Raw genomic sequence first — 24505 nt, forward strand, 5'->3', positions numbered from 1 at the left:
GTATGCGTCCGGCGAACACATCCCCCTGAAGCTGATATGGAGCCATCGCCTCCATTGAACCGAGGCAGTAGTGGTTATGCGGATTCTGTTCTCTATAATGACTGACCGGCCATGTTTAGGGTGCTTGTTATGCCAGCCTCCGCTGATCAAAACTCCGCTGTCGTTTTATGCGCAGCTTCCAATAACGACCTGGAAGATCTGGTAGCCATCAGGATTGAGGCCATGCGCGAGAGCCTTGAACGGCTTGGACGATTTAACCCAGATCGTGCGCGCGAACGATTTCTTGGTGGGTTCGACGCTAACAGCACACGCCGCATAGAAGTATCAGGCGATCTGGTCGGTTTTGTCGTTATCAAAGACCATCAGAGCGAGCTTCTGCTTGACCATTTGTATGTGATACCCGGTGCTCAAGGAGCAGGAATCGGCTCTGAAGTTCTTACTCAGATTTTCAGAGAGGCTGATGAGATCGGGCGTCCCATCAAGGTTGGTGCTCTCAAGGAAAGCGCTTCAAATCGTTTTTACACTCGCCATGGCTTCGTGTTCGTCGAAAGCGGTGAATTCGATAATTATTATGTCCGGATTAACGGTAATTCCGTTAATTTGGGCGACTAGGCAGATCTTGATACTGTGCCCCGTCAGAGGTTGCACCGTTAGATGGGCATCCACCTGTGCGGCAGTAGGTCGGTAATCTCATTCGCCCGCTGCGTCGGCAGGCGCGTGAGAACATCCTTTAGATAGGCGTATGGATCATGACCATTCAGCCGCGCAGACTGGATCAAGCTCATGATCGCCGCCGCCCGCTTGCCGCTGCGTAGCGACCCTGCGAAGAGCCAATTCTTGCGTCCAAGAGCCCATGGTCGGATTTGGTTCTCCGCCCAATTATTGTCTATGGGTACGGCCCCGTCACCGAGGTAGCGCGACAGCGCTGCCCAGCGTTTCAGGCTGTAATCCAGCGCTCTGCTGATGGCTGAGCCTTCAGGCACGAGATCGCGCTGGGCGATCATCCAGGCGTGCAGCATATCCATCAACGGGACGGCTTTTTCTTGCCGTATTCGGCGCCGCAAATCCGGCTCCAGGTCGCGCACTTCGCTCTCGATTTCATACAGCGACTGGATGTAGCGCAGGGCTTGCTCAGCAAGCGTGCTCTTGTTGGTGGTGTGCAGTTCGAAGAACTTGCGCCGTGCATGGGCCATGCAGCCGATCTCGGTCACGCCCAGTTCGAAGCTAGCCTTGTAGCCACCAAAATCATCACACACCAGCTTGCCCTTCCAGTCTTGCAGGAAGTTGCGAGCATGCTCCCCAGCGCGGCTGGAGCTGAAGTCGTAGACAACAGCCGCTGTTTCGCAGAACTGACTGGTGGCGTAGGCCCACACATAAGAGCGGTGGGTTTTCTTTGTGCCCGGAGCCAGCATCTGCACCGGCGTTTCGTCGGCATGGATAACTTGCTGCCCGAGCACTACGTCGCGCAGCGCATCTACCAGAGGCTGCAACTGCACGCCCGTCATGCCAACCCATTGAGCCAAAGTTGAACGTGGAATCGCCAAGCCGGCACGACCGAAAATCAATTCCTGACGGTAAAGAGGCAAATGGTCAGCAAACTTGGCGATCATGACGTGGGCAAGTAGCCCGGCGGTCGGGATGCCCTTGTCGATGACTTGCGCCGGAACCGGCGCCTGGATCAGCGTTTCGCAGTCATCGCAGACCCACTTGCCACGGACATGGCGCTCGACGGTAAACACGCCTGGCGTGTAGTCCAGTTTCTCGCTGACGTCTTCACCGATGCGTTTCAGTACGCAGCCACATGGGCAGTGAGTATTGTCCGGTTCGTGATGGATCAACGTGCGTGGAAACTCAGCCGGCAATGCAGTGCGCTTGGGCTTCTGCTTTTTCTCGGTCAACGATGGCGCGGTTTGCAATGCTTGAAGCTCAGCCTCAATCGCCGCGATATCGGTATCGATCAAATCGTCCAGCAAGCTGGCCTGCTGCGGACTCATCTGCTCGCTACGCTTGGCAAACTTGAATCGCTTGAGCTGTGCAATCTCATGGGTCAGCTTCTCGATCACCGTTTGATCGCGGTTGATCTTCTTACCCATTGTTTCGACCGTCTTGCCCATCGTCTCGACTTGCTGGTCGAGTGTCTCGACACGCTGTATCAACTGCGCCGCCAAAGCGCGCAGTTGTTCAGGATTCAGGTGGTCGAGATTGGGCAAGGTCATGGTGCCGATTTTGCCAGAGCAGGCAATTCACGGCGATAGAGCGATAGGCTAATGGTAGCCGTTAAAGCCGTGTGATTGCGGCGCCGGAGCCCGCGCGTTGCCATGGCAAGCCCAATACCAAAGCCTGGAGTTGCTTGGTATCCAACTCTATTTCACAGCTATGGCGAATGCCTGGCCAGTGGAACTTGCCTTGGTTCAACCGGCGAGCAGCAAGCCAAATGCCAAACCCGTCATGCACCAGAACTTTCATCCGATTAGCGCGGCGGTTGGCGAACAGATAAGCACAGTGCGGCTGCGCCGCACCAAACACCGCAATCACTCTGGCCAATGCAGTCTCGGTACCAGCGCGCATGTCCATCGGCTCGGTGGCGAGCCAGATGGAGTCGATGCGAATCATCGCAGCAAGTCTCGAAGAAAGGTCGCACAAGCAACAGCACTTTCAGTAGGCCAACTCACTTTGACGGTACCGCGTGGGTGCTGGATTTCGACACAGATATTCGGCGACGCAGCTTGCGAATTCACTTCGGCCAGCTGCATGGGTACCGGAATGAATGCAGGTTGCAGCGCCGTGCTTTTCTGCGCGTGCAGCCGAATCCATTTGTGGACGAGGTTCGCGTTGAGGCTATGGCTGAGCGCAATGCTGGCAATCGAAGCGCCGGGCTGGGCGCACTCTTGAATGACTTGGGCCTTGAAGGACTTGGAGTAGGAACGGCGTTGTGGCTGCATGAAATACCCGCTTAAAAGGCTAGACCTGGTGTCCACTCAAATTTAAGTGCACACCATGCCGTGGCCTTGCGGGGCTGGGTAGATGACTTCGCCGGACGGATACGTCATTACCACATCACGGAAGGTTGGAGTCATCACATTGCGGTAGTGGTCAAGGAGCAGTACTGACCTGGCATACACGGCGGGAAGATCGATTCGTTTAGCCCATTCCCCGAGAGCTAAGGACTGCGATTTCGCCATGTGGTCTGATTCCTGACTCGTGCCTGCCGGGAAGCTTTCCGCGCAAAGGGTGAGTTCTTTACATATCGAGGGAGGGGTGTCCCCTCCTTTCAGATAGAAAGAGTGCGGGCTTTTTCGTACAGATCGGAAGAGCTCAGATCCGTTGTGAGGTTTTCGAGCTCGACGATGAGCTCTTCTTGGCAGTGGTTAGATTGAGAAAGGCCGACCCGCTTAAGAAGATACTCTCGAACATGTTGCCGTAATTCATCAAGGCTCAGGATCTGGGCGATATGGGCTTGAATCTGGTAAAGGCTTTTACTTTTCCATCCCCGTAGCTGACCAAGTTTATCGAGGAGGTCAAGAGCCTCATCACGCTTGAGCAGTGTGGCAAGCACATCAGGTTCGTGTCGCTTGTTGGGTTTTGCTGATCGGATTTGTTTGAATTTGTCTGTGGTTTCGTCCGGTAGGACGAGTATTCCCCACCAAGAGGGAAGAATCGGTAGGGCTTTCTTCAAATGTCGTTCTGCCGTTACCAGCGTAACTCGATCGAAAACTCGTGCGTAACGAGCCCCCTGACCAATCAAACGTTTGAGGGTGTCCGCTTCGCTTTTGATTTCATAGCAGTGCATATCCATCACGTGCACGAGATCGGCACGTATCTCACCGCCGCTTAACTCAACCTCTTCAAGGAATGAGCCAGGAAGATTTTCCGGCAAACTATTGAGGTGCAGTGCCAGAGCTCGTTTTATCTCGGCTTCGCGCATTTCATGTCCCAGGATTTGGCAGGGCGCCAAAAAAGCGGGTCAGCATAACCCAATTAGCCATTTTTGATTGATACCTGAGCATCTTCAGATTTATGCAAATATGCTAGTATTGTTGCATGAATATGCATAAATCTACAGCGCAGGTAGTCTCAGAGCTTCAGAAATTCTTTGCTGACCAAGGTGTGACATCCAGTGCCGGCATAGCTAAGCTCACAGGAATTTCTCAGTCTCAGATCTATCGCAATCTGTTCGGTCAACCCAAGAGACTGACAAAAACCATCCGTGAGCTATGCATTTATGCGAATGTTTCAATTGTGGTTGATCCCGTCAATCCTGCAACTTCCCAGGTCCTGATGGATGCCCTAGGTGTTATCTGGGACGGAAGTGAAGAACACGCTCGTCGCTTAGCGGACCTGCTTTTCGCCCATCGTCGAGCGAGTATGGGAAAATGATTTTCGAAAAATGCGTTATAGGAGGATGCAATGCGTGAGGCCACGACTCCAATAACGGTGAAATCTGCGTTTGATAGCTTGAAAGCAGCTGGATACCCACGTCCCTATGTAGAGAAACTGTTGCCTGATTGGTGGGATAACAGTCTTTTCAAAACGAGTGCGGGCGCTTTCCAGTTCGCGATGATCTTGAAGCAGCGGTTGGGTCTGAACGTTCAGTTTGGTCAAAATGGTGCGCTGGAGATCCAAATGGCAGCGCCACAGGCGCGCTACAAACGGCGTAGTGACACCCATGAAGAAGAACTGAACATAGCTGCCAGCTTGGGCATAGCCCTAGCAAGGCTGGCAATTTTCTGCACGTCTATACCGTATAAACCTCCACAAGCAGATCCATTGGCTATTCGTGCGCTGGTGCTGTCTGAGTCGAAAAAAACCTTTGTCGATTTTGAAGGGCTTTTGGACTTATGTTGGTCCTGTGGGATTCCGGTTCTGTTTTTAAAAGGAATGCCAAAAAACACAAAACGTATGACCGGAATGACGGTGAACGTAGACGGTCGGCCTACAATAATTTTGGGCTTCAATACCGCTCAGCACTCCAGGCAGCTCTTTGTTTTGGCCCACGAGTTGGCTCACATTCTATGCGGTCACCTTGAGGATAATGGTGTCCTTATTGATGAGGACATTTCTGGTGTTACCGATACCCTCTTGGGCAGCCAGGTGGTTCGAAAGGATGGCGAAGAGCGTGAGGCTGATGCATTTGCTCTCGCTTTATTGAGAAACGGGCACCCCAACCCCGTACGTGAAATGGGTCGTCCAGATTCTGCTGCGACGCTCGCATCAAGCGCGATGTCGGTTGGTCGAGCGCACGCGATTGATCCGGGTCATCTGATTCTTTCTTACGCCAAGGAGCATGATGACTGGGCAAGAGCTAACCAAGCGCTCAACTTTATGCCCAATCCGATTGGTGCCATTGAGCTTGTGGAGCAAAAATTCAGGGCTAACACGGTCTTAGAATCGCTGAGTGAAGAAAACCAGGAACACGTTTTGTTCATTCAAGGATTTGGGGGGTAGGTATTCCTTGTACTTACTCGACAGCGACGTGGCCCGCAAAATCTGCCAATACCATCTGCTAAATGAGCTGGCTATGGCTCTGGGATGCGGGCTTGAAGGATTCGCTGTCCTCCCTCAGCTTCGATTCCAACTCAAGTTGGCCAACCCGGCTTCCGCTTTAGCCAGATTGGGCTCGGCTGAAGCGCTTGAACTCGCCAACCAATTGATCGACGCTGCATCGGAAGTAATCGTGGTAGCTGATACTGCGAATCCCATACTCGGCTTGAATCGACCTGATTTAGATTCTGGAGAAGCGACGCTGTTTGCTGCGTTGCATGAAGCCGAAGAGGATTCAGTAATCAGTGGCGACAAGAGAGCATTCGTAGCTCTCGCTCAGGTTGATGACGAGCCTGTGATAGATGCGCTTTGGGCCCGTTTGATTTGCCTTGAGGAAGCGTTGTTTATCATTTTGGAAAGCGTGGGTCTCGCCGTTATCTCGGAAAAAGTCCGAGCGAGGCCTGAGGTCGACACTGCATTGAGCATCATTTTTGGGCGGGCTGCGCCGAGTGACTACGCATGCGTGAGAACTGGGCTCGAAAGCTATATGGATAATCTACGATCCTCCACAGGTGGAAAGTACATATCACGAGCACTGCTATGCGATGCCCGCCATCTCATTTGAAAGGATGGCCCCAGGTCTATACGTTGATAAAAGTACTTGGGGATGATCCTTACACTAATTAAGCTGAAGGTTCATTTCTCAAGAGATCTTTATGCATCCCGAAACAGTTCGCGAGACCCTCATGGCTCAGCTCAACACGCTGCCCATTGGTATGAGATTCCTCACACCGGATCAGCAACGTGCACGGCAGTTCACTATTTATCAAAATGGTGCTGACATCATTACGATCAGCACAGAGAGGGGGGCTCTTGTGCGGATTTCTGTTGAGTCCTTCGTCCGCACGGTCATCCATCTTCACGCCGTCAATTCCAGCCCAGCCTTGCCTCCCATGATAGGTTCAAGCAACCGTGATCCGGTTAGGACTGGCCTATGTGTCATCGCCAGGGGGGCGAATGGGAGAGTTCGGGTTATTACCTACGTTCTCCCCATTCTCCAGTTTCTGGGGTGGGCGTGCATCTCAGGGCAACAAATGCCAAATACGGCCTGGCTGGACCCTCAGCATTTTTGACGTGGCTTCTGTTGTCTTGAAAACGAAAAGCTGCTGAATGATCTGAGGCCCTGGCTTGTAAAGAAGGTGCTAACCGGTGAGTGCATTGCTTCTATATATAGACGGAGGGGTCATAGCTCGGGCCTCTTAGGTGTCAACGATCCTATCCCGCTACCAGAGTTTTTGGCGGAACCAAGCTCCAAAGCTTGGCGGCATGGGCGCTCACCTTTACGGCATCACCGGCATGCACGCTCCGCCCCTGAGTTTTACGTTTCCTTCCTTTATGTACACAAACACTCTGGATGGACGGTTGAGCGGCTGAAGTGAGAACTTTTCTACTCGGATGCATCTATTCTGTGAGACGAGTAGGTTTTTCTCATTTATTTTGTGAGTCCAGCCGGCGGACTCACAAAAAAGATGGTTTTCTGCCAGCGTTTGCTGGGGTTCCCGAGTCATCTATTTTGTGACCCTACATCAGGTGCAGGTTCACAGAATAGTTGCGACGTTTCACAAAGAAATGGTTCAACCAGCCCCTGGGGTTAGGTAGTCATTTCAGAAAAAAGCCCGCTGATAGCGGGCTTTTTTTTGCTCATAAAACGGTGGCATGCGCGATGGTGACGTTGCCACAGGGGAGCGAATCTCGCCATGTCCATCACTGCGCTCGGTGCACGTAGGCGGTTGCGTGACCATCCAGATAATGGCCTTCGTCATCGATTAGCGTGTAGTTGACGGGCACGCTGGCCCTCGCGTCATCGGTGAAATGGCCCAGTGGGTAGGTTTTCTCGCTCAAAGGTGGGGTCATCATGTCGAGTGCCTTTGCCACAGGATATTCATGTCCTGTAGCACTCACGCGTAAAGAAGAAAACGAAGCGTGATAGGGGCTTGGGTTATGGCATACCAGCACCCAGGCACCGGCCTGCTGTTCAATCCGAAACGTCAGGCTACCCGCCATGCTTTCCGGTTGGCTGGGCAGGTGAGCGGGACGGTAGAAAATTTTCATTTGGGTGTTCATCGTTACGGCAATGCGCGTAGGCAGCGCCGGCGCATCGGTCTTAGCCGGCGGGATTTCGTACAGGTTCAGCCAGCTCACCGACTCGCGGTCCTTGGGCAACGCGCTGCCGTCGTAAACAATGCGTAGGCCCTGCAACGCTTGAGGTTGCAGACGAAATACCGAGGGCAGCGCGATCATCGCCGAGGTTGAGTTTTCCGGCGCACGGTTGCCTTCGCCGTCGTCGATCCAGGTTTGCACCACCACCGGATACGGGTTGGTATTGGCGAGCATCAACGAGCGTTGGGTCTGGCCCTCATGGAAAATCAACCGGGTCTGCTCGGGCATCACGCCGGCATGCGAAATGGAGGACGCGCTCATCGCAAAGCATGCCCACACCAGCACTGCGTAGAACATCAACTTGATCATTGCACCTTCACCAAGACGTAAGCGGTGGCGTTCACCCTGCCCGGCTTGGCCGTTGCGCCTGGCAAAGTACTGAGGGTCGCGGTGATCGTCTGCAGGTAGCTGGTGTAGCCGGACGTACTGCTGCCGGCATTGCTGGCGCCCGCCAGCACCGGGTACCAGCCACCGGTGGCGCCCGTGCCGGTGCCTGACCATCCGAGGAAATTCATCGTGTTGCCGTTGCTGGCGTTGCGCAAGCTGATCCCCACGCCGGTCGCGACCGAAGGGTCGGTGCCGTAGCCGTTGGATACCAGGTAGGTAACCCCGCCGCCACCCGTCAACAGTCCCAGCGACTGGGCCTGGGTATACGCGCTGTAGGCCACTTGAATACCCAATGCAGTCTGGTTGTTGGCAGTGCCGGAGCTTGCGGTGTTGCTGCATTCCAGGCCGATAGTGAAGTCACTGCTGCGCGTCATGCCCTGGTTCAGTTCAGTTGCGGTGATCGGCAAGAAACTCACCACCGGCGTGACGTTGCGGGCCACGCAGGTGGCGGTGTAGCTGATCGAAGACGCGGAGCGCATGCCAAACGCGATGCCGTTGGCCGCGCCCCAGAAGTTGTAGTGGTTATTGGAGTCCGAGCCAATGGGGTCCGAGGCGATGCCGCCGCCGCGAAACTGCACATAGCCATTGGGTTGGGTACACGTGTAGCTGTAGGTGCCGCTGCCACTGGAGGCCGCCTGGCCGCCGCAATAGTTACTTCCCGAGCCCGACGCGGGCGGCAGGCTGGACACGCGAGCCAGGTCGCCCTGGATCATGCTCAAGTGTTTGGCTTTGATCTGGATCTTGCTGCCGACCGTGTCGTACTGGGTAATTTTGGCGTCCTGCCAATAGCGTGTGAACACCTTGCCGGAGTTCAGGTGCGTCAGTTTGATCCCGACATAGGGGAACCAAGTGGCGTAGTAACCGGGCAGCCCATCGTTGACCGAAGCCCCTGAACCGTTGCCGATTTCCCAGTAGCCGCCCACCCGGTCGTCACCGTTGGTGGCGAACACCTCGTAAATACTGTCAGCGTCACTCACATCGCACTCCCACAGCACTGTCTCGCTCGTGAGCCCGGGTGCCGTTGCGGGTGAGATCACCACCGAACCCAGCTGCGTGCCGACCGGTTGCAGGTAGGTTGATGTGAGGTTGACCCGGCCAAAGGTCAGTTGCGCCGAGTTGCCATCGTAGACCTGACTGCCGTTGTAGACGCGTCTGCAGGTTGCCTCGGCGTTTGCGCCCAGCGTGGCGCCGAGAACTAGAAGCACAGTGAACAGTGTGCGAGCAAGAGTCATGGGGAGCTCCGATTTCAAAGAGGTTCAGGGGCGACGGCAATCGCTGTTGAGTTTGATCAGGGCTTGACTGACATCCTGTCGCGCCAGGTCGAACTGCATCCGGCACTGTTCGTCTGCGCCCTCGCCCCAACGCACGGTCAGGCGGCCCTTGAGTTTTTCGGTGCGCAGGTACGCCTGGCTGCCTTGGCCAACCATGCCGATCACGCTGCCGTTTTCGTCCAGTACATCGGCGCCCATAGGCACGGCCTCACCGTCCGGGCGCACGGCCTTGACCAGAATGGCGTTGCCGACACGGGTCCTGAACTCAACCTTTACCGCGGCGCCGGCATACGGTGCGACGCGGCGCTGGCCGTCATCCAGTTCGGCTTTTTCGCTCATACCCTCGGGGTTGATGGCCACGGTGTTGTAGCGGTAAGGGGTTAGCGACGGCACCAGCGCGTAGCCGTCGCTGTCGATGGTTGCACCCATGCCGTTCATGACTTTTGCCCCGCTGGCGCCTTTGGCTTCGATCAAGGCAAAGGTATCGCCCAGGTACGGCCCGAAAGTCACCCCGCCGCCGTGCACGGCCAGGGCCCCGCGCGCGCTGCCGGAGGCTTGCCAATAATCCTGCCCCTTGGACGCGCTGGCGCTGATCGAGGTGTTGGGCAGGTATTTCTGAACGTTGGCGCTCCACACGTTCTGCTTTTGATCGGCATCGCGGGACACGTCCACGCTGTAGCTCAAGGTCTGGTCGGCGCCCTGGGTGCCTGATAGCGAGGTCTGGTAAAGGTCGCCTGACCTGGAACTGTGCGTCACCGAGCTGCTCAGCGACGGCACGTTCGCACGGGACGGACTGCCCAGCGGGAACGACACCGAGAGCAGAGTGACGGTCTCCTGGGTACCGGCGGTGCGCGTGGTGCCCACGCCATTGTTTGCCACAGCGTTGCCCAATTGATCGTTGTAGTTACCGCTGCGCCGGTTCAGGTAGCTGCCGGTGCTCTGGCGCGACACCGAGAGGTTGACGCTGACGTTGTTGCGCAAGGTGTTGGCCCAGCCAAATTGAAGCTGCGTGTCGCGTTCGCGGCCACTGCGATAGTCTTGGGTCGAACCGGATAAAAACACGCTGCCGTATTCTTTGAGGTTCTGATTGATCGACACCTCGAAGCGCGAGCGTTGCATGTAGCTCGTCGACTCCCAGGTCTGGTTGTTGCGCAGCGACTCGCGCACACCCAGCACGTCGCCGAGGTCGCGATAGCCTTCGGTGGAATAGCGGTAGCCGGCAATCGACAAGGTGGTGTTGGTCGGCTGGAACGTGCGGCTGTAAGACAGCCGCGCCATCCAGCCATCGAGCTTGCCTTCGTTCGGCAGGTTGGCGCGCGAGTAGGTGGTGTCCAGCCCGAACGCGCCGAGGCTGCTGGCGTAGACGCCGCCCAGCACCATCGCCTGGTAGCCCTCGGCGAGGCGCAAGCCGCTGTTGGCGGTCACGCTGTTGGTCAGCCCGCGCTGGTAGGTCATCTCGCTGAACGGGTCGTGGTCGCCCAAGTCACGGCTTCGGCCCAGCGCCATGCTGTAGCGCGAAAGGCCGGGACGCAGCGATTCAGGCACCGCCGAAAACGGTACGGTAAAACGACTGACGCTGCCGTCGGCCTCGACCACCGAAACGTCAAGGTCGCCGTTGTAGCTGGTGGAATAGAGGTCGCTGATCTCGAAAGGACCGGGCGCGACGGTGGTCTGGTAAATGTCATTGCCGTTCTGGCGCACGATGACCTGCGCGTTGGTCTTGGCAATCCCGCGGACCGTCGGCGCATAACCGCGCACAGACTCCGGCAGCATGCGGTCGTCGGAGGCGATCTCCACCCCGGTGTAGCTCATGCCGGAAAAGAACCGACCCGAGGTAAACCCCTGGCCTGCGGTCATTTCGCCTTGCAGCCCGGGCAGCGCACGTTGGACGTAAGTGCGCGTGGTGTTCCAGTGACTGCCGTTGTCGGTGTCGTAACGCAAGTTGCCTTGTTGGCGCAGGCGCCACAGCCCCACGTTCAAGCCGCTGTTGAGGGCCAGGTAACTGGAGTCGGAACTGCCGCTGAAGTTGCCGGTGCGCGTGACGTGGTACTGGCTGGCGCTGTAGTTGACGAAGCCGATGGTGTCGCCGCCGTCGAGGTTCTGCGGAGCAACGTAGCCCCTTGGTGTTTTCTGCATCAGGCTCTGCGGCACCTTCAAGTCCAAGCGCATGCGCCCAAAATCGAAGGCAGTCGATGCGCCCTCGACGGCATTGCCGAGCACCAGGCACTGCGCGGTCGCTGGCGACTGGATGGCGCTTTTCAGTACGCCGCCGCTTTCCAGCAGCACGACGGGCAGACAGGGCTGAACATCGCCTGCGCCTTGGTCGGCGAAGCGCAGGTCGACGCGGTCGATAAAGCGGCCGTTGATAAACAAGTCCACCCGGTATTGGCCTGGCTCGATGGCGTTGACCTTGTTGAAGCGTGCCAGCGAACCGCCGCCGAACAGCATGTTGTCGTCGAACACATAGGCGTCGCCGGGCGTGGCCGTAGCGCTTTGCGCAAGGGCAATACCCGGGCTGACCAGGCTGAGCGCGCCAAGCAGGCTTGAGTGAACGAAACCGCGCAACCAGGGGTGGTGTGCGCGTGCACAATCCAGTTTGAATGTTGATACGCGACGAGTAGGCATGACGAATACTCCGGGCGGATCAGAGAAGCGGCAGATCAGTGACGACATCCGCACCGAAGTCGTTGACCAGGGTCAGGCGCACGGTGTCTCCCGCTGCGGCGGAGGCGCCGGCGGGCAGTGGCCAGTTGGCGTGGCTCAACGGCGCGACCATCGACGCCTGGGACAGCGTGTAGGACTTGCCGTGGCTGACCACATCGGCACGGCGCACGGTGGCGAAATAGCCGCTGTCATTGCTGGCGATCACCGCCCTGCCCTGCAGCTTGAAATGCAGCGACTGGCTCAGCGCGTCGGGGCTGCCGGCCAGCCCTTGCGGGCGGTAGAACAGCTTCATGCGGCTACTGACACTGAGCAGCAATTTGTTGGCTTGCAGTTCGCTGGTCTTGATGGCCGGCATCTGCATGAAATTGAGGTAGAACAGCGATTCGCGGTCTTTTGGCAGGTCGCTGCCGGTAAACACCAGGCGCACCACCTGGCCGGCATTGGGGTTCATGCGAAACACTTGCGGGCTGGCAATGAACGGGGCATCGGCAGTCTGGGCCGTGAGGTTCGGGTTACCCGTGTCGAGCCACATTTGGACCAGGTAGGGATGGGTATCCTGATTGGTCAGTTGCACCACTTTTTCCTGAGCTTGAGCCGGGTAGATAACGCGGGTTCCGGTCATTACGACGCTGGCGTGCGCGCAAGAGGTCATGGCTGTGCCGAGCGTCAGCGCCAGGGCCAGGGTGGTTTTCTTCAGGCGAGTCATGGTGTTCTCCGTGCAGCAGGCGCAGAGCGAATAAAGAATCGGGGGGTGTGGATAAACCTGCCGGGCACGCGGCCCGGCAGATGCCTGGTCTTACAGGTAATCCAGGGCGTATTGAGCGGTGGCCGATACGGTACCGGCGGTGGCAGCACCGGCTTCGCTGATGTAGCGAACGGCGAAATCGTGGCTGGCGCTGGTGGCGCCGGAGTTCAGGGTCAGGCCCGAAACCGAGGTAATCCCGTTGAGTACCACAGCAGAACCGCCGGCGGCGTTCAGGAGTTGTACTTGCACGTTGGAGGCTGTGCCGGCGTTGGCCAGGTTGCCTGCGCTGGTCACGTTGTTACCGAGGAACGCGGTTTTGATGGCCAGGTTCGAAGTCGGTGCGGTGCAGCCGCTCACGCTGATGGTGAACGGCGTTTCGCCCGCTGTGCTACCCACGGCGGTCAGGGCGGCTGCGCTGACGGTAGGCATCAGGATCACCGGGTTCGCAGCGTTGCCATTAACCGATACGGCGCAGGTTTGATCCGATACCTGGCCAGTGAACGTGATGGTGTTCTGGCCCGCGGCGAAGGTCAGGGCGGGCGCGGCGGTCATCGCCAGGATCAAGGCAATACGCTTCATGGTGGAACTCCTCATTAACGGTGATTAGGACAATGCATGGAGGCTGTCCGGTTCGCCGACGGGCGTAACGGTGCTTGTCCAGGCGCCGCAATCTTAGGGAGAGCAAGTGCGGGGTTTAATCAGGCGATTCTTAAAAGTCACGCCGGGGGGAGCGCCGACAGCACCGTCTGCGACTTTGAGGATCGTCTTATTCCGAGGGCCCGGGCCTTGGCTTAACGTTCCCTGATGAAACTACGCCAAGCCTTACCTCCGCTCGACACGTCGCTCTCCACCCCCGCGGCGGCGAGAAAGCTACTGCGCCTGTTGTTTATCGCTCTCGTGCTGGGGTTCTACGCTGGCGTCTACAGCTACGTGAGCGCCACCTTGAGCCAGGAAATATCCCTGCGGCGCAGCTACATGAATGCGGCAATCGCCAACGCGCAAAGTTTTTTTGTCAGCCGCCAGACGCTGCTCGATACGCTGCGACTGGCGGCCGTGCGCAGCACCACGGCGCCGGTCGCCAGTGCCAATGTGGTCGCCGGCGAAGAGGTGCACGTCGGCCTGGGGTCGGACAAACAGGCCTGGAGCCTCTGGCTGACGCGCCGCATGACCGACCACCTGCGGCTCAACAAAGTGAACCTGCTGTACGTCGCGACCGGCGACCGGGCCGAGGTCCTGCGCCTGAATCCCGCGCGCGAACCGGTCCAACTGATTGCTCCACATTTGCTGGAACGGCTCAACGCACAAGACAACAGCAGCGTTGACGAGCTGTGGCTCACCGACCCTGAGCGCGATGATTCGCCGCTGTACATCTTCACCCGGCTGGATGACCGCAGCCCGCAGTCGGGGTGGCTGGGCCTGGAAGTCGAGTCGCCCGACCTGCTGAGCGCCCTGCACAACGAAAACGCCGGCCAGTTCATCTTGCTCGATGCCCGCGGCGAGCTGATTTTTGACAGTGCGCAAGGCCAGTCACTGCGCCAGGAATTGGCCCAACTACCGGCGCCCCAGTCGTTCGGCCTGGTGGGCGGCCACTGGTTGCCGGATCATCTGGCGATTCGTAAACAGCTGGGCTTTTCCAACTGGCAAATCGTCTACGCCCTCGACATGCAAGCGCTGTTCTCCGCGCTGATATCCCCCGTGCTGACCTGCCTGGCGCTGTGCTTGCTCTTTACCTGGCTGATGATCTGGCTGATGCGGCGCATTGATCAGCGCCTGATCATTCCGGCCAGCAACCGTATTGAAGCGCTGGTGGAAAGCGAGGCGTTCAGCCGAGCGGTCATCCGCATCGCACCGGTTGCGCTGTGCGTGCTGCGTCGCCAGAACGGCGAGGTGGTGCTTGATAATCCGCTGTATACGCAGTGGATCGGCCACAGCCAGGAACGCGAGCAACGCAGTGCAGACTGGATTCGTCGCGGCTTTGATGATGCCGAACACAACACCTTCGACGAGCTGCAATTGGCCGACGGTCGACACCTGTATCTGAGCTTCGCGCGCACTCGCTACAAGCGCGAGGATGTGTTGATTTGCGCGTTCAGCGATATCAGCGCACGCAAGCAGGTGGAAGTGGCGCTCGACCACGCACGGCGTATGGCTGACGCGGCCAACGAGGCCAAGACCCTGTTCCTGGCGACCATGAGCCATGAAATCCGCACGCCGTTGTACGGCGTGCTGGGCACCCTGGAATTGTTGGCACGCACCGAATTGAGCGATCAGCAAAGAAGTTATCTGCAGGCCATCGAGGGCTCTTCTGCCAACTTGTTGCAGTTGATCAGCGACGTGCTGGATGTGTCGCGTATCGAGGCGGGTCAGTTGCAACTGGAGTGCAACCGCTTCTCACCTCTGGAGCTGATCGAGGAAGTGATTCACGGCTATGCCGCCGCCGCTCACCGCAAGGGCCTGCAGTTGTTTGCCTGTGTCGATCCGCAACTGCCGGATTGGCTCAATGGCGACGTCAGCCGCCTGCGGCAGATCCTCAGTAACCTGCTCAACAATGCGCTGAAATTCACCGACAGTGGGCGAATCATCCTGCGCGTCAAACTCGACAGCCGCGACGGTGAGCGCGTGATGTTGCACTGGCAAGTCTCTGACACTGGCAAAGGCATCTCCCACGAAGACCAGCAACACCTGTTTGAGCCTTTTTATCAGGCCGATGGTAATACTCACGTGGTCGCCGGCACCGGCTTGGGCCTGTCCATCTGCAAGCGCTTGATGCACCTGATGAACGGCAGCATGCGAGTGGTGAGCGAGCCGGGCCTGGGCAGCAGCTTTACCTTGCACCTGCCCCTTGAGCAGTTGTCTGCATTGGAGCCCTCGGCGGGCGCTGACGAACTGTTGCCGGAGCTGGTCTGCGTGGTCTCGCCGATACGTGAGCTGGCCGAGAGCATCTGCGGCTGGTTGTGCCGCTGGGGCGCGCGCGCCCAAGTGGGGTTGCCCAAGGCTTATGACACGACCGAGGGCGCGGTGCTGGTTGAACTGCATCCCGGCCGACTGGGCGAGACCCTGGCTGCACACTGGCAGGGCCCGCGGGTGCTGGCGATCGGTGACTTGCACGATGAGGCATTGAGCAATCCGGTCGGCGTGGTCAGTTTCAATAGCCTCAAAGCCCTGCGCAAGGCGGTCGGCGCTGCTCAAGGGCAACTCATGCGCGGCGCGGCGGCACCGGCGCAAAGCTATCCGGTATTCAACCTGGGCATCCACGTGCTGGTGGCCGAAGACAACGTTATCAACCAGCTGATTCTGCGCGATCAACTCGAAGAGCTCGGCTGTACAGTCGAACTGGCCGGAGATGGGCTCACGGCGCTGGAGATGTGGCGCCAGTCGACGTTCGACCTGATCCTCACTGACATCAATATGCCGCGCATGAACGGCTACGAACTGACCGCCACATTGCGCAGCCTCGACTGCCACTTGCCGATTATCGGCGCCACCGCGAACGCAATGAGCGAAGAAGGCGAGCGGTGCCTGCAGGCCGGCATGAACCGCTGCCTGGTCAAGCCGTTTGCCTTGCGCACGCTGTACACCTGCCTGGAACCTTACCAAAGGAGTGGCAATTGAAACCCTATCGGGTGCTGATTGTTGAAGACCACCCGTTTCAGCATGAATTTTTGCGCAACCTGTTCGGTACCTTGGGTGGGTTCCAGGCGGAGGCCGTGTGGGATGGCGCTACGGCGCTGCAGCGCCTGAATGCGCAGCCCTACGACCTGGTAGTGACGGACTTGTTCATGCCCGTGATGGACGGTGTGCAGCTGATCCAGAGCATCGCCAGGCTCGACAACGCGCCGGCCCTGGCGCTGATGAGCGTGGCCTCGCGGCGCATGTTAGTGAGTGCCGGGCTGGTGGCGAAGAACCTGAGCCTGGAGGTGCTCGGGCTGATTTCAAAGCCGGTGGAGGCGTGCGATATCCTGCGCCTGCGCGCGTGCCTCGATAAGCGCCGCAGCGACCTGGATGTCGCCCGCAACCATCCGCTGCAGCCGGCTCGCCAGTGCCTGTTGGCCGCCATGCAGAGTGGAGAAATACAGGCGTGGTTCCAACCGAAAAAATCCCTGCGTGACGGCAGGGTGTGCAGCGCTGAAGCGCTGGTGCGTTGGCGACACCCGCAGCAGGGGACGTTGCTGCCCAGGGATTTTCTGCCGTCGCTGCAATGCTTCGGGCTGGAGGAAGCATTGCTGTGGCTGATGCTGGAGCAGACCATCGAAGCCCAGGCGTTCTGGCGGCGCCGGGGCTGCGAAGTGCCGGTATCCATCAACCTGCCGACCCACTTGCTCGACAGCCCTGACCTTGCCGATCGCCTGCATGACCGCGTGCTGGCATTGGGCGCCGAACCCGCCTCGATCGGCTTCGAACTGCTGGAGACATCCACCACCGAGTCGCTCAGCGATTATTATGCCGGCGCCTGCCGCTTGCGCATGAAAGGCTTCGGGCTGGCGCAGGATGACTTCGGCAAAGGCCTGAGCTCCTATTTCAACCTGGTGTCTACGCCCTTCAGTGAACTGAAGATCGACCGCTCGCTGGTTCACGGTTGTGTCGACAACGACAGCCTCGCCACCGCGCTACAGAGCATTGTCGAGCTGAGCCGCAAGCTGGGCCTGATCGTCACCGCAGAAGGTGTGGAAACCAAAGACGAGCTAGAGTTCTTGCGCAAGATCCAGTGTGATCAGGCGCAGGGCTTTTTGATTTGTGCGGCGGTCTCGCCTGAAAGATTTCTGGAATTGCTGCGTGAAGATGGCTTTAAGCCAGCACTAAATTGAAGCCAAATTGTCTACCTGTAGCGCGCCATGGAATGGCAACAGTGGCGGAGAAACTCCCCGCCGCCTCATTCCTGCACCCGGGGCGTCGGTGATGAAAAATGCAAGCCTGAAGTTCGGCGTCTTCGCCTTGAGCTCTCAACGAATCAACAAGCTATTGCTGGTACTCGCCGGTCTCACCGTGCTGCTGGTCAGCATGTGCTATTGGGCGGTCGAACGGGTATTGGACGAAGAGCGGATCAAGGTCGACTTTCATTTTTCGGGCTTGATCGAAAGCATCCACGAGTACGACACGTTTTTGCGCAGCGTCGCCAGTGCGTATGACCGCAGCAACCAGAACACCCTGACCGACATCCGCCCCGTGTCCCGTGTCGAGATCCTGCAGAAAGGCCAGGAGCGCGTGTTCCAGAACCACGGCCTGGCCCTGTCCCAGCCGTTTACCCTGAGCGAGCGCAAGCATTACGACCTGCAGCAGTTGCAGGGCGGCTATTCGCTGGGCGTGCAACTGACCGATTACTACAGCGCATTCTGGGCCAGCTCGTTCTATTCGGCGCCGCAGATATTCCTGTTTTCGCCGACCGACCAGTTCAACATCGCGATTCCGGGCGTCGATGGCACGCGCAAGGCATCGGTGTTGCTCAAGAGCAACTTCTTTGACGTGACGTCGCGCCTCCACCAAGGGCTCCTCCCCCGTCACGAACAACTCAACAACCGGCGTGTGAGCTGGATGCGCGCACCCCCAGGGCTGTTGCAGGGTTCCGAAACGATTGTGGCGTTTATCGGCCTGGACATTAATCCGTTGGTCATGCCCGAACACAGGGATGACGGCCTGCTGACGGTCGCGGCGTTGTTGGACGCCGGGCAGATCAACGACCTGGACCGCTTGCTGATACGCCCGATCGACCACCGCGTCACGCTGATCTCGCCGGCAGGCGAAATATTGCTGGGTGATGCCAAGGATTCAGCGTCACTGCCGGTGGGCATGAGTCTGGGCGCCGAAGGTTTGCGCTTCAAGGTGGTGTCCACCGGCAAGGATCAATGGGTGGGTTTGTACACCATCAGCTATGAAAACTTCTTTCGCTTCGCCAAGTGGTCATTGCTGGGCACAGCGGCGGCGTTTCTGCTCGCGGTGTTCCTGGGCTGGCGGATCAACCGCTGGTACCGCGCTGGCATCGTCGAGCCGGCGTTACGCGCCACACGCTTGCTGACCGAGAGCGAGGAATTCAACCGCGCCATGCTGCAGAGCGCGCCGGTGGGGTTTTGCGTGGTGCAGCGCAACAACAGCAAGGTGTTGCTGGAAAACCAGCGCGCCCAGGAATGGCAAGGAACCGCAGAGCTGATCGGCCTGCTCAACCGCGACTATCGCAACGAAGACCCGCGTGAGATGCAAATCGAGGTGGCCGGGCGGCATTTGCTGGTGTCGTTCAGGTTCAGTCGCTATCAGGACGAAGACGTGGTGCTCTGCGGGTTCAACGATATCACTCGGCATGTCGACGATGCGCAGTTGCTGGAGCAGGCCAAGCGTTCCGCCGACGAGGCGAGTGCGGCCAAGACGCTGTTCCTGGCGACCATGAGCCATGAAATCCGCACGCCGCTGTACGGCGTGCTGGGCAACCTGGAGTTGTTGGGGCTGACCCCGCTCGACGCCCGCCAGCAAGACTACCTGCAGACCATCGAGCGCTCCTCGGCGGTGTTGTTTCAGTTGATCAGCGATGTGCTGGACGTGTCGAAAATCGAGTCCGGGCAGATGGCGCTGGAAACCGTGGCGTTCTGCCCGCTGGACATCTTCGAAGATGCGGTCAACAGCTACGCGGCCGCCGCGCTCAACAAAGGCTTGCAGGTCTTCGCCTGTGTGGACGCGAACGTGCCGGCGCTGATGAGCGGCGACCCTGGGCGCATTCGGCAGATCCTCAATAATTTGCTCAGTAATGCGATCAAGTTCACCGATTCCGGGCGGGTAATCGTGCGCCTCAAGGTGACGGACCTGGAGCCGGATCACGCAACGTTGCAATGGCAGGTGTCCGACACCGGCGCCGGCATCAGCGAAAAGCAACTGGGGCAATTGTTCAAGCCGTTCTCGCAACTGGCTGGCAGCCAGCAGGCGGGCGGAGCGGGTCTTGGTTTGTCGATCTGCTCACGCTTGAGCGAGCTGATGGGCGCGCAACTGCGGGTGGTCAGCGAGCCGGGGCTGGGCAGCAGTTTCTCTCTGCATCAACGCGTGCCCATCGTCCCCGGCCCATTGCCGGAGTGTGCGGCCATCGAGCTGCAAGGGTTGGCGGTTTACGTACGGGCACCGTTCAAGGAGCTTGAGCAATCGCTGATCGACTGGCTTAACCGTTGGGGCGCTCGCGCGCTCGCACTGCCGTCGGGTTACGAGGGTGATGAAAATGAATTGCTGCTGGACAGCGTGACCGGTCCCGGCCAGCAAGCGGTTTGGAAGGGCCGGCACATTACCGCCACCGAACTCGGCGCACCGTATGCCCACGCGTTGGCGCAGAGCTGGACGGTCAACGCCTACGACATACGCGGCATTGCCCGTACGCTGTCGCAAGCGCGCCCGGGCAGCGTCAAGCCGTACGGAGCAACCGAAGCCGCCATCGCCCAGCCTGTGGGGCTAAGAGTGTTGGTGGCTGAAGACAACCCGATCAACCGCGCCATTTTGCAGGAACAACTGGAAGCACTGGGCGCCGCCGTCGTTGTCGCTGAAGACGGTGAAGACGCGCTGCAACGCTGGTCGCCTGGCGCCTTTGACCTGATCATCACCGACATCAACATGCCACGGCTCGACGGCTATGGCCTGACCCGAGCCCTGCGCGAACGCGACGGGCAAATGCCGATTATTGGCGTCACCGCTAATGCCCTGAGGGAAGAAGGCGAGCAGTGCCTGGCTGCGGGCATGGACACGTGGGTGGTCAAACCCTTGAGCCTGGATGCGTTGCGCAAAACCCTGCTGCGCTATTGCGGCGAGCGCGGGGTCGAGCCGCTCGAAGATACCCGCCTGCAGCAGGGCGATATGGATGGGTGGAGTTCGTTTTCCGCGAGCATGCACCAGTTGTTCATCACCACCATGCAGGACGACATGCGCTTGACGCGCCAGGGCCTCGACGCCGCTGACAAGGAACAGGTCGTGCGGCACTTGCACCGCATGAATGGCTCACTCGCATCGGTGCGTGCTTCGCGCTTGAGCGCTGCCTGCAATGCGCTGGAGGAGGCGCTGTACAAAGGCTCGTTAACCACGAGCCTGGCCACGCGGGTGCGCAACCTGCTACAGCGCCTGGAAGCGGTACTGGACGCCCTCGCGCTCAACCCTGGCTCACAGGGCCAACCATCGGACAGGTAGACATGAAGAAAATCAACGTAGTGATTGCTGACGACCACCCCATCGTGCTGCTCGGCGTGCGTGAAGTCATCCAGCGCGACGGACGTTTTGAAGTGGTCGGCGAAGCCACCAGCTCCAGCCAACTGATCGAAAAGCTGCAGAGCGAAAAACCGGAGGTGGTCATCACCGACTTCCACATGCCCGGCGACTCCACATTCGGCGACGGCCTCAAACTGATCGAGTACCTCACCCGGCGGTTCGTCGACACGCAGATCCTGGTGCTGACCATGATGTCCAACAGCCTGATCGTGACTCGCCTGCATGAACTGGGCGTGATGGGCGTGATTCAAAAAAACCACCTGCACGAAGAAATCGAGAACGCTCTCAACGCTATCGCATCGCGCCGTAATTATCAGAGTCCCGTGCAGGATGCCACCTCGGTGCTGCACAACCCGCAGCAGGTCAACGAGCGCTTTGCCGACCTGTCCCTGCGAGAAATGGAGGTGCTGCGCCTCTTCGTCGCCGGCCACAGCGTGACTGCTATCGCGCGCATGGTTAATCGCAGCAGTAAAACGGTGAGCGCACAAAAGGTCTCGGCCATGCGCAAGCTGGAAGTCACCACCGACCAGGCCCTGGTGACCTATTGCGTGAACGCCGGGAAATTTCAGTAACCCTCATCCACTTTTAAGAACTGCCTGATGGCCGGCAGCTGACGCACCTTCGATCATGCGTTCATCGACCTACACGGATCATCGACATGAACGGCAAGTGCGTGAAGCAGAAAAACATCCTGGTGCTGTGCCGTCACGCCGGCGTCCTGCTGAAATACAGCGCGCTGTTGAACGACGTCGGCTACTTTCGGATCGGCCTGTGCTCATCGATCAAGGAAGTGAAGCGTACCCTGGCAAAAACCCAACGGATCGACTGCTTTATCGTCGACGGTTTCAAGATTGGCACTGCCGACGAACAGCACATCCGCACGCTGAGTCACGGCTGCCTGATAAAGCGATTTTTATTACTCGGTGACTTCACCTTCGCCGATCAGCCGAAAATATTTGCCTGGGCCAGGACCCATCATATTCAGTTGCTGGGGATGCTGAGGCAGCCGGTGAATGCGGGTGAGTTGGAGCGGTACTTGCGGGTGCTGTAGCGTTGCGAGGCCGGAAAGGGCGCTGATTGGAAACTGACCGATCCTGCCGATAGCCCTTCCCTTTTGGGCCAGGTTATCTATTCGCGTTGATTTACGGTTGAGTGGTGCGCATGGGCTTTGCTGGATTACCAAAGACTGTTGTATAGGGTGCCACGCTTTTCGTTACAACGGACCCCATCCCAACAACGGCGCCCTCACCAATAACGATTGGTCTGTCGGGGGAGCCTTCACGAATGATCGCGCCAGTTCCAATGTAGGCATGATCTTCGATGACAACACGTCCATTGCAATGCACGTTAGGGGCGAACGTCACAAAGTTACCGATCACACAGTCGTGAGCAACATACGAATAAATGTTTGCATGAAAAAAATCACCGATTTTTGCATTCGCAGTGATAGTGGTAAATGGGCAGAGGACAGCGCCTTGACCAATAGTATTGTGGCTCAAATTTACCGCATTCAACGCTGAAATAGTAAATGGAGTGATGCCCGCCGAAATAAGGTATTCGGAGATTTCCTGTCTATGTTTACTGTCAGCGATGGCAATGTTGAAAAACTTATCCCCCTCCATGTTTAAAAAAGACTCCCTGCTCACCACATCATAGCCATTAATAGTCTGATCTTTCGGGTTATCGACAACAAAGATAATTCTGAAATCACCTTGATCTATTACGCTCGGCATTGTGTTGACCAGAGGTGCAACTTCACGGCCAAAACCGCCCGCGCCTACAATTGCGTAAATTTTCATATCAGCTCCTAAAGTGTTAGCTGAATTATCCGTGGTCTGAGCAATGCTACGGCCGAACGTTGTCAGTATCAGGAGTGTATTGAGTATTCCAGTGCGCTGTTCTCGGAATAACTGACTTCTTATTTATGTATTCAAGCGTCTCGCGCATTCATTGAGTTTTGTTCAAACCTTCTTCTCTCTCTGCGTTCCAAATATATCGGGTCGGCTGAGTGTTACGTAATCCATAATGTTGCCATTTCGCTTTTCAGGTCAAGGCCGGGGGCGGAGTTGCCATCGCGCGGATACACCTTGATGCCTCCAAAGAAGCTCTCCACCCTGCTCATCCAGGCAGCCAGCGGGATAATGCGTCTGGCCGGCCTTCTCGCTGAAGGATGGCGGCAGTGTGGAACTTGCCGTCAGAGGTATGGCCGTTGGAAGTTGGCGCGAATTCTGCTTAAGCCTTCCTCTGATCATACAGGACGACATTTCATTGACGGCAGTGTGTACCATGAAAAGCATCATCAAGTTGTTAGTTCCTGAGATGCCTAAAGTCGAGCAGATTCTCACTTACTGGCAGCAAATCGATGAAAACCAGTGGTACACCAACTTCGGACCGCTTGTAACCGAGCTCGAACGTCGGCTGTCGCTCTCATTCAGTCGGGAGCCAACGCAGGTGCACGTTGTATCCATGGCGAATGGCACCTGTGCGCTGCAAATTGCTTTGGAAGCGTTGAAGCTACGCCGTGGAGCGCGCGTACTGGTGCCCGGATTGACATTCGTCGCCACGGCAACTGCGATCATCCGGGCAGGACTCACTCCCTTGATCAGTGACGTAAACGCCGAAAGCTGGTTACTGACGCCCGCTATCGCACGCGTAGCCCTTGCTGAAACGCCATTCGACGCAGTGATGCCGGTGTCCACTTACGGTTGCCCCCAGGATGTCACAGGGTGGGACCTGTTCACTGCCGAAACCGGCATTCCTGTTGTTGTCGACGCCGCAGGTGCCTGGGGTAACCAGGAGATTGGCCTGACCACCAAAGTCGCCTTCAGCCTGCACGCCACTAAGGCCCTCGGTAGTGGAGAAGGCGGTTTCGTCGCTTCGCGGCACCTTGCGTATGCCCAGAGCATGCGAGCGTTGAGTAACTTCGGTATCGATGCACACAGCGGCGGGCTCGTCTTCGAGGCGGGTGAGAACGGTAAGATGAGCGAATATCACGCCGCAGTTGCATTGGCTGCCCTGGATAACTGGCCAACCGTTGCTCAAGCACGGCGCAATCTACATCAGCGCTACACTGAACGGCTTCTGGAAAAAATTCCCGCGCTGAAACTCCAGGCCAAACCCATGGATGGCGTTTACAGCCTTATGCTGGTGCTACTGCCCCCGGGATTCCAGGCTGCTGATATTCAACTGCGGCTGCTGGGCAAAAACATCGAAACCCGCCGCTGGTACTGCCCTCCCCTCCAGGGACACCCGGCCTTTCAGGCGTGCGCGATGGGCCCGCTGCCAATTGTTGACCTCTTGGCCGAACGTCTGCTGGGTTTGCCATTCCACCTTTCATTGAACGATGCAAGCATCCAGAGAGTGATCGAGTGCCTGGCTGAGCTGCTTGCTGAAAAGCAGGTGAATCAATGACCCAAGAACAATTACTGGCACCGTATAGGCCGGCCGGCAAAGAGTCAGGCTGTCAGCCAGGCAGTGAAAGCGGCTTAAGCGAGTCCTACCTTCATCCCTTGTGCAA

At 57.9% G+C, this 24505-nt stretch carries 20 protein-coding genes; 10 read left to right on the forward strand and 10 right to left on the reverse strand.

Annotated elements, in window-relative coordinates; all coding sequences use genetic code 11:
• Nucleotides 1–129: 129 nt before the first annotated feature.
• Nucleotides 130–612: a GNAT family N-acetyltransferase gene (locus BFP93_RS24350; protein ID WP_065892572.1), complete on the forward strand. Its 483-nt coding sequence runs from the start codon at nucleotides 130–132 to the stop codon at nucleotides 610–612.
• A 38-nt stretch (nucleotides 613–650) separates the two neighbouring features.
• Here the strand turns inward: BFP93_RS24350 and BFP93_RS24355 are convergent, their stop codons facing one another.
• From BFP93_RS24355 to BFP93_RS24375, 4 genes are all read right to left on the reverse strand, one after another.
• A complete protein-coding gene (locus BFP93_RS24355) occupies nucleotides 651–2216 on the reverse strand; it encodes an IS66 family transposase (RefSeq protein ID WP_065892567.1) in 1566 nt (521 codons plus the stop codon).
• Nucleotides 2217–2277: 61 nt separating this feature from the next.
• Nucleotides 2278–2613, reverse strand: coding sequence for an IS66 family insertion sequence element accessory protein TnpB (gene tnpB, locus BFP93_RS29435; protein WP_065892568.1), 336 nt, complete (start codon nucleotides 2611–2613; stop codon nucleotides 2278–2280).
• Entirely contained in the window at nucleotides 2610–2942 is a 333-nt protein-coding gene (locus tag BFP93_RS24365; RefSeq protein WP_065892569.1) for an IS66-like element accessory protein TnpA, read from the reverse strand. The genes tnpB and BFP93_RS24365 overlap by 4 nt, the downstream gene beginning before the upstream one ends.
• Before the next feature lie 329 nt (nucleotides 2943–3271).
• Complete coding sequence (locus BFP93_RS24375; protein ID WP_065895225.1) at nucleotides 3272–3925, reverse strand: sce7726 family protein; 654 nt, start codon at nucleotides 3923–3925, stop codon at nucleotides 3272–3274.
• 116 nt (nucleotides 3926–4041) lie between these two features.
• On the opposite strand from BFP93_RS24375, the gene BFP93_RS28735 reads away from it, so the two are divergent.
• The 3 genes from BFP93_RS28735 to BFP93_RS24385 are packed head-to-tail and all read left to right on the forward strand — an operon-like array spanning nucleotide 4042 to nucleotide 6106.
• Nucleotides 4042–4377 carry a hypothetical protein gene (locus tag BFP93_RS28735; RefSeq protein WP_141688009.1) on the forward strand — a complete coding sequence of 112 codons (336 nt, stop codon included), beginning with the start codon at nucleotides 4042–4044 and terminating at the stop codon, nucleotides 4375–4377.
• A gap of 30 nt (nucleotides 4378–4407) precedes the next feature.
• Nucleotides 4408–5445, forward strand: a complete 1038-nt coding sequence (locus BFP93_RS24380; RefSeq protein ID WP_065895226.1) for an ImmA/IrrE family metallo-endopeptidase — start codon at nucleotides 4408–4410, stop codon at nucleotides 5443–5445.
• 7 nt (nucleotides 5446–5452) lie between these two features.
• Nucleotides 5453–6106: a hypothetical protein gene (locus BFP93_RS24385; protein ID WP_141688010.1), complete on the forward strand. Its 654-nt coding sequence runs from the start codon at nucleotides 5453–5455 to the stop codon at nucleotides 6104–6106.
• Nucleotides 6107–7245: 1139 nt separating this feature from the next.
• Here the strand turns inward: BFP93_RS24385 and BFP93_RS24395 are convergent.
• The 5 genes from BFP93_RS24395 to BFP93_RS24415 all read right to left on the reverse strand — a co-directional run bounded on the left by BFP93_RS24395 (nucleotide 7246) and on the right by BFP93_RS24415 (nucleotide 13347).
• Nucleotides 7246–8010, reverse strand: a complete 765-nt coding sequence (locus tag BFP93_RS24395; protein ID WP_256095238.1) for a fimbrial biogenesis chaperone — start codon at nucleotides 8008–8010, stop codon at nucleotides 7246–7248.
• Entirely contained in the window at nucleotides 8007–9320 is a 1314-nt protein-coding gene (locus BFP93_RS24400; RefSeq protein WP_065895229.1) for a fimbrial protein, read from the reverse strand. Before BFP93_RS24400 ends, BFP93_RS24395 begins: the two co-directional genes overlap by 4 nt.
• Nucleotides 9321–9344: 24 nt before the next feature.
• On the reverse strand, nucleotides 9345–11984 hold the full coding sequence (locus BFP93_RS24405) for a fimbria/pilus outer membrane usher protein (RefSeq protein WP_083205716.1): 2640 nt from the start codon (nucleotides 11982–11984) through the stop codon (nucleotides 9345–9347).
• Nucleotides 11985–12003: 19 nt separating this feature from the next.
• The gene (locus tag BFP93_RS24410; protein WP_065895230.1) at nucleotides 12004–12729 is read right to left on the reverse strand and encodes a fimbrial biogenesis chaperone; all 726 of its coding nucleotides are present in this window, start codon (nucleotides 12727–12729) and stop codon (nucleotides 12004–12006) included.
• A gap of 90 nt (nucleotides 12730–12819) precedes the next feature.
• A complete protein-coding gene (locus BFP93_RS24415; protein ID WP_065886707.1) occupies nucleotides 12820–13347 on the reverse strand; it encodes a fimbrial protein in 528 nt (175 codons plus the stop codon).
• A 225-nt stretch (nucleotides 13348–13572) separates the two neighbouring features.
• Here BFP93_RS24415 and BFP93_RS24420 point away from each other — a divergent pair, with 225 nt between their 5' ends.
• The 5 genes from BFP93_RS24420 to BFP93_RS24440 all read left to right on the forward strand — a co-directional run bounded on the left by BFP93_RS24420 (nucleotide 13573) and on the right by BFP93_RS24440 (nucleotide 22039).
• Complete coding sequence (locus BFP93_RS24420) at nucleotides 13573–16380, forward strand: ATP-binding protein (protein WP_065895231.1); 2808 nt, start codon at nucleotides 13573–13575, stop codon at nucleotides 16378–16380.
• Nucleotides 16377–17573: an EAL domain-containing response regulator gene (locus BFP93_RS24425; protein ID WP_065895232.1), complete on the forward strand. Its 1197-nt coding sequence runs from the start codon at nucleotides 16377–16379 to the stop codon at nucleotides 17571–17573. Before BFP93_RS24420 ends, BFP93_RS24425 begins: the two co-directional genes overlap by 4 nt.
• Nucleotides 17574–17664: 91 nt before the next feature.
• Nucleotides 17665–20910, forward strand: a complete 3246-nt coding sequence (locus BFP93_RS24430) for a hybrid sensor histidine kinase/response regulator (protein WP_065895233.1) — start codon at nucleotides 17665–17667, stop codon at nucleotides 20908–20910.
• A gap of 2 nt (nucleotides 20911–20912) precedes the next feature.
• Nucleotides 20913–21560 (forward strand): response regulator transcription factor, encoded by a 648-nt coding sequence (locus BFP93_RS24435; RefSeq protein ID WP_065886711.1) that lies wholly within the window; start codon nucleotides 20913–20915, stop codon nucleotides 21558–21560.
• Between the two features lie 86 nt (nucleotides 21561–21646).
• The gene (locus BFP93_RS24440) at nucleotides 21647–22039 is read left to right on the forward strand and encodes a hypothetical protein (RefSeq protein ID WP_065886712.1); all 393 of its coding nucleotides are present in this window, start codon (nucleotides 21647–21649) and stop codon (nucleotides 22037–22039) included.
• A 91-nt stretch (nucleotides 22040–22130) separates the two neighbouring features.
• Here the strand turns inward: BFP93_RS24440 and BFP93_RS24445 are convergent, their stop codons facing one another.
• Nucleotides 22131–22787: an acetyltransferase gene (locus BFP93_RS24445; protein ID WP_065895234.1), complete on the reverse strand. Its 657-nt coding sequence runs from the start codon at nucleotides 22785–22787 to the stop codon at nucleotides 22131–22133.
• A 487-nt stretch (nucleotides 22788–23274) separates the two neighbouring features.
• Between BFP93_RS24445 and BFP93_RS24450 the strand changes: the two genes are divergently transcribed.
• Complete coding sequence (locus BFP93_RS24450; RefSeq protein WP_065895302.1) at nucleotides 23275–24399, forward strand: DegT/DnrJ/EryC1/StrS family aminotransferase; 1125 nt, start codon at nucleotides 23275–23277, stop codon at nucleotides 24397–24399.
• Nucleotides 24400–24505 lie beyond the last annotated feature (106 nt).

It is taken from the genome of Pseudomonas sp. 44 R 15 (assembly GCF_900004965.1).
GTDB classification, from domain to species: Bacteria; Pseudomonadota; Gammaproteobacteria; order Pseudomonadales; family Pseudomonadaceae; genus Aquipseudomonas; species Aquipseudomonas orientalis_A.

Coding starts and splice junctions, on each gene's coding strand:
- BFP93_RS24355 (WP_065892567.1), bottom strand. CDS start 2,216: ATGACCTTGCCCAATCTCGACCACCTGAATCCTGAACAACTGCGCGCT.
- BFP93_RS24380 (WP_065895226.1), top strand. CDS start 4,408: ATGCGTGAGGCCACGACTCCAATAACGGTGAAATCTGCGTTTGATAGC.
- BFP93_RS24435 (WP_065886711.1), top strand. CDS start 20,913: ATGAAGAAAATCAACGTAGTGATTGCTGACGACCACCCCATCGTGCTG.
- BFP93_RS24405 (WP_083205716.1), bottom strand. CDS start 11,984: ATGCCTACTCGTCGCGTATCAACATTCAAACTGGATTGTGCACGCGCA.
- BFP93_RS24375 (WP_065895225.1), bottom strand. CDS start 3,925: ATGCGCGAAGCCGAGATAAAACGAGCTCTGGCACTGCACCTCAATAGT.
- BFP93_RS24395 (WP_256095238.1), bottom strand. CDS start 8,010: ATGATCAAGTTGATGTTCTACGCAGTGCTGGTGTGGGCATGCTTTGCG.
- BFP93_RS24350 (WP_065892572.1), top strand. CDS start 130: ATGCCAGCCTCCGCTGATCAAAACTCCGCTGTCGTTTTATGCGCAGCT.
- BFP93_RS24410 (WP_065895230.1), bottom strand. CDS start 12,729: ATGACTCGCCTGAAGAAAACCACCCTGGCCCTGGCGCTGACGCTCGGC.
- BFP93_RS24445 (WP_065895234.1), bottom strand. CDS start 22,787: ATGAAAATTTACGCAATTGTAGGCGCGGGCGGTTTTGGCCGTGAAGTT.
- BFP93_RS24450 (WP_065895302.1), top strand. CDS start 23,275: ATGAAAAGCATCATCAAGTTGTTAGTTCCTGAGATGCCTAAAGTCGAG.
- BFP93_RS24420 (WP_065895231.1), top strand. CDS start 13,573: ATGAAACTACGCCAAGCCTTACCTCCGCTCGACACGTCGCTCTCCACC.
- BFP93_RS24430 (WP_065895233.1), top strand. CDS start 17,665: ATGAAAAATGCAAGCCTGAAGTTCGGCGTCTTCGCCTTGAGCTCTCAA.
- tnpB (WP_065892568.1), bottom strand. CDS start 2,613: ATGATTCGCATCGACTCCATCTGGCTCGCCACCGAGCCGATGGACATG.
- BFP93_RS28735 (WP_141688009.1), top strand. CDS start 4,042: ATGAATATGCATAAATCTACAGCGCAGGTAGTCTCAGAGCTTCAGAAA.
- BFP93_RS24415 (WP_065886707.1), bottom strand. CDS start 13,347: ATGAAGCGTATTGCCTTGATCCTGGCGATGACCGCCGCGCCCGCCCTG.
- BFP93_RS24365 (WP_065892569.1), bottom strand. CDS start 2,942: ATGCAGCCACAACGCCGTTCCTACTCCAAGTCCTTCAAGGCCCAAGTC.
- BFP93_RS24440 (WP_065886712.1), top strand. CDS start 21,647: ATGAACGGCAAGTGCGTGAAGCAGAAAAACATCCTGGTGCTGTGCCGT.
- BFP93_RS24400 (WP_065895229.1), bottom strand. CDS start 9,320: ATGACTCTTGCTCGCACACTGTTCACTGTGCTTCTAGTTCTCGGCGCC.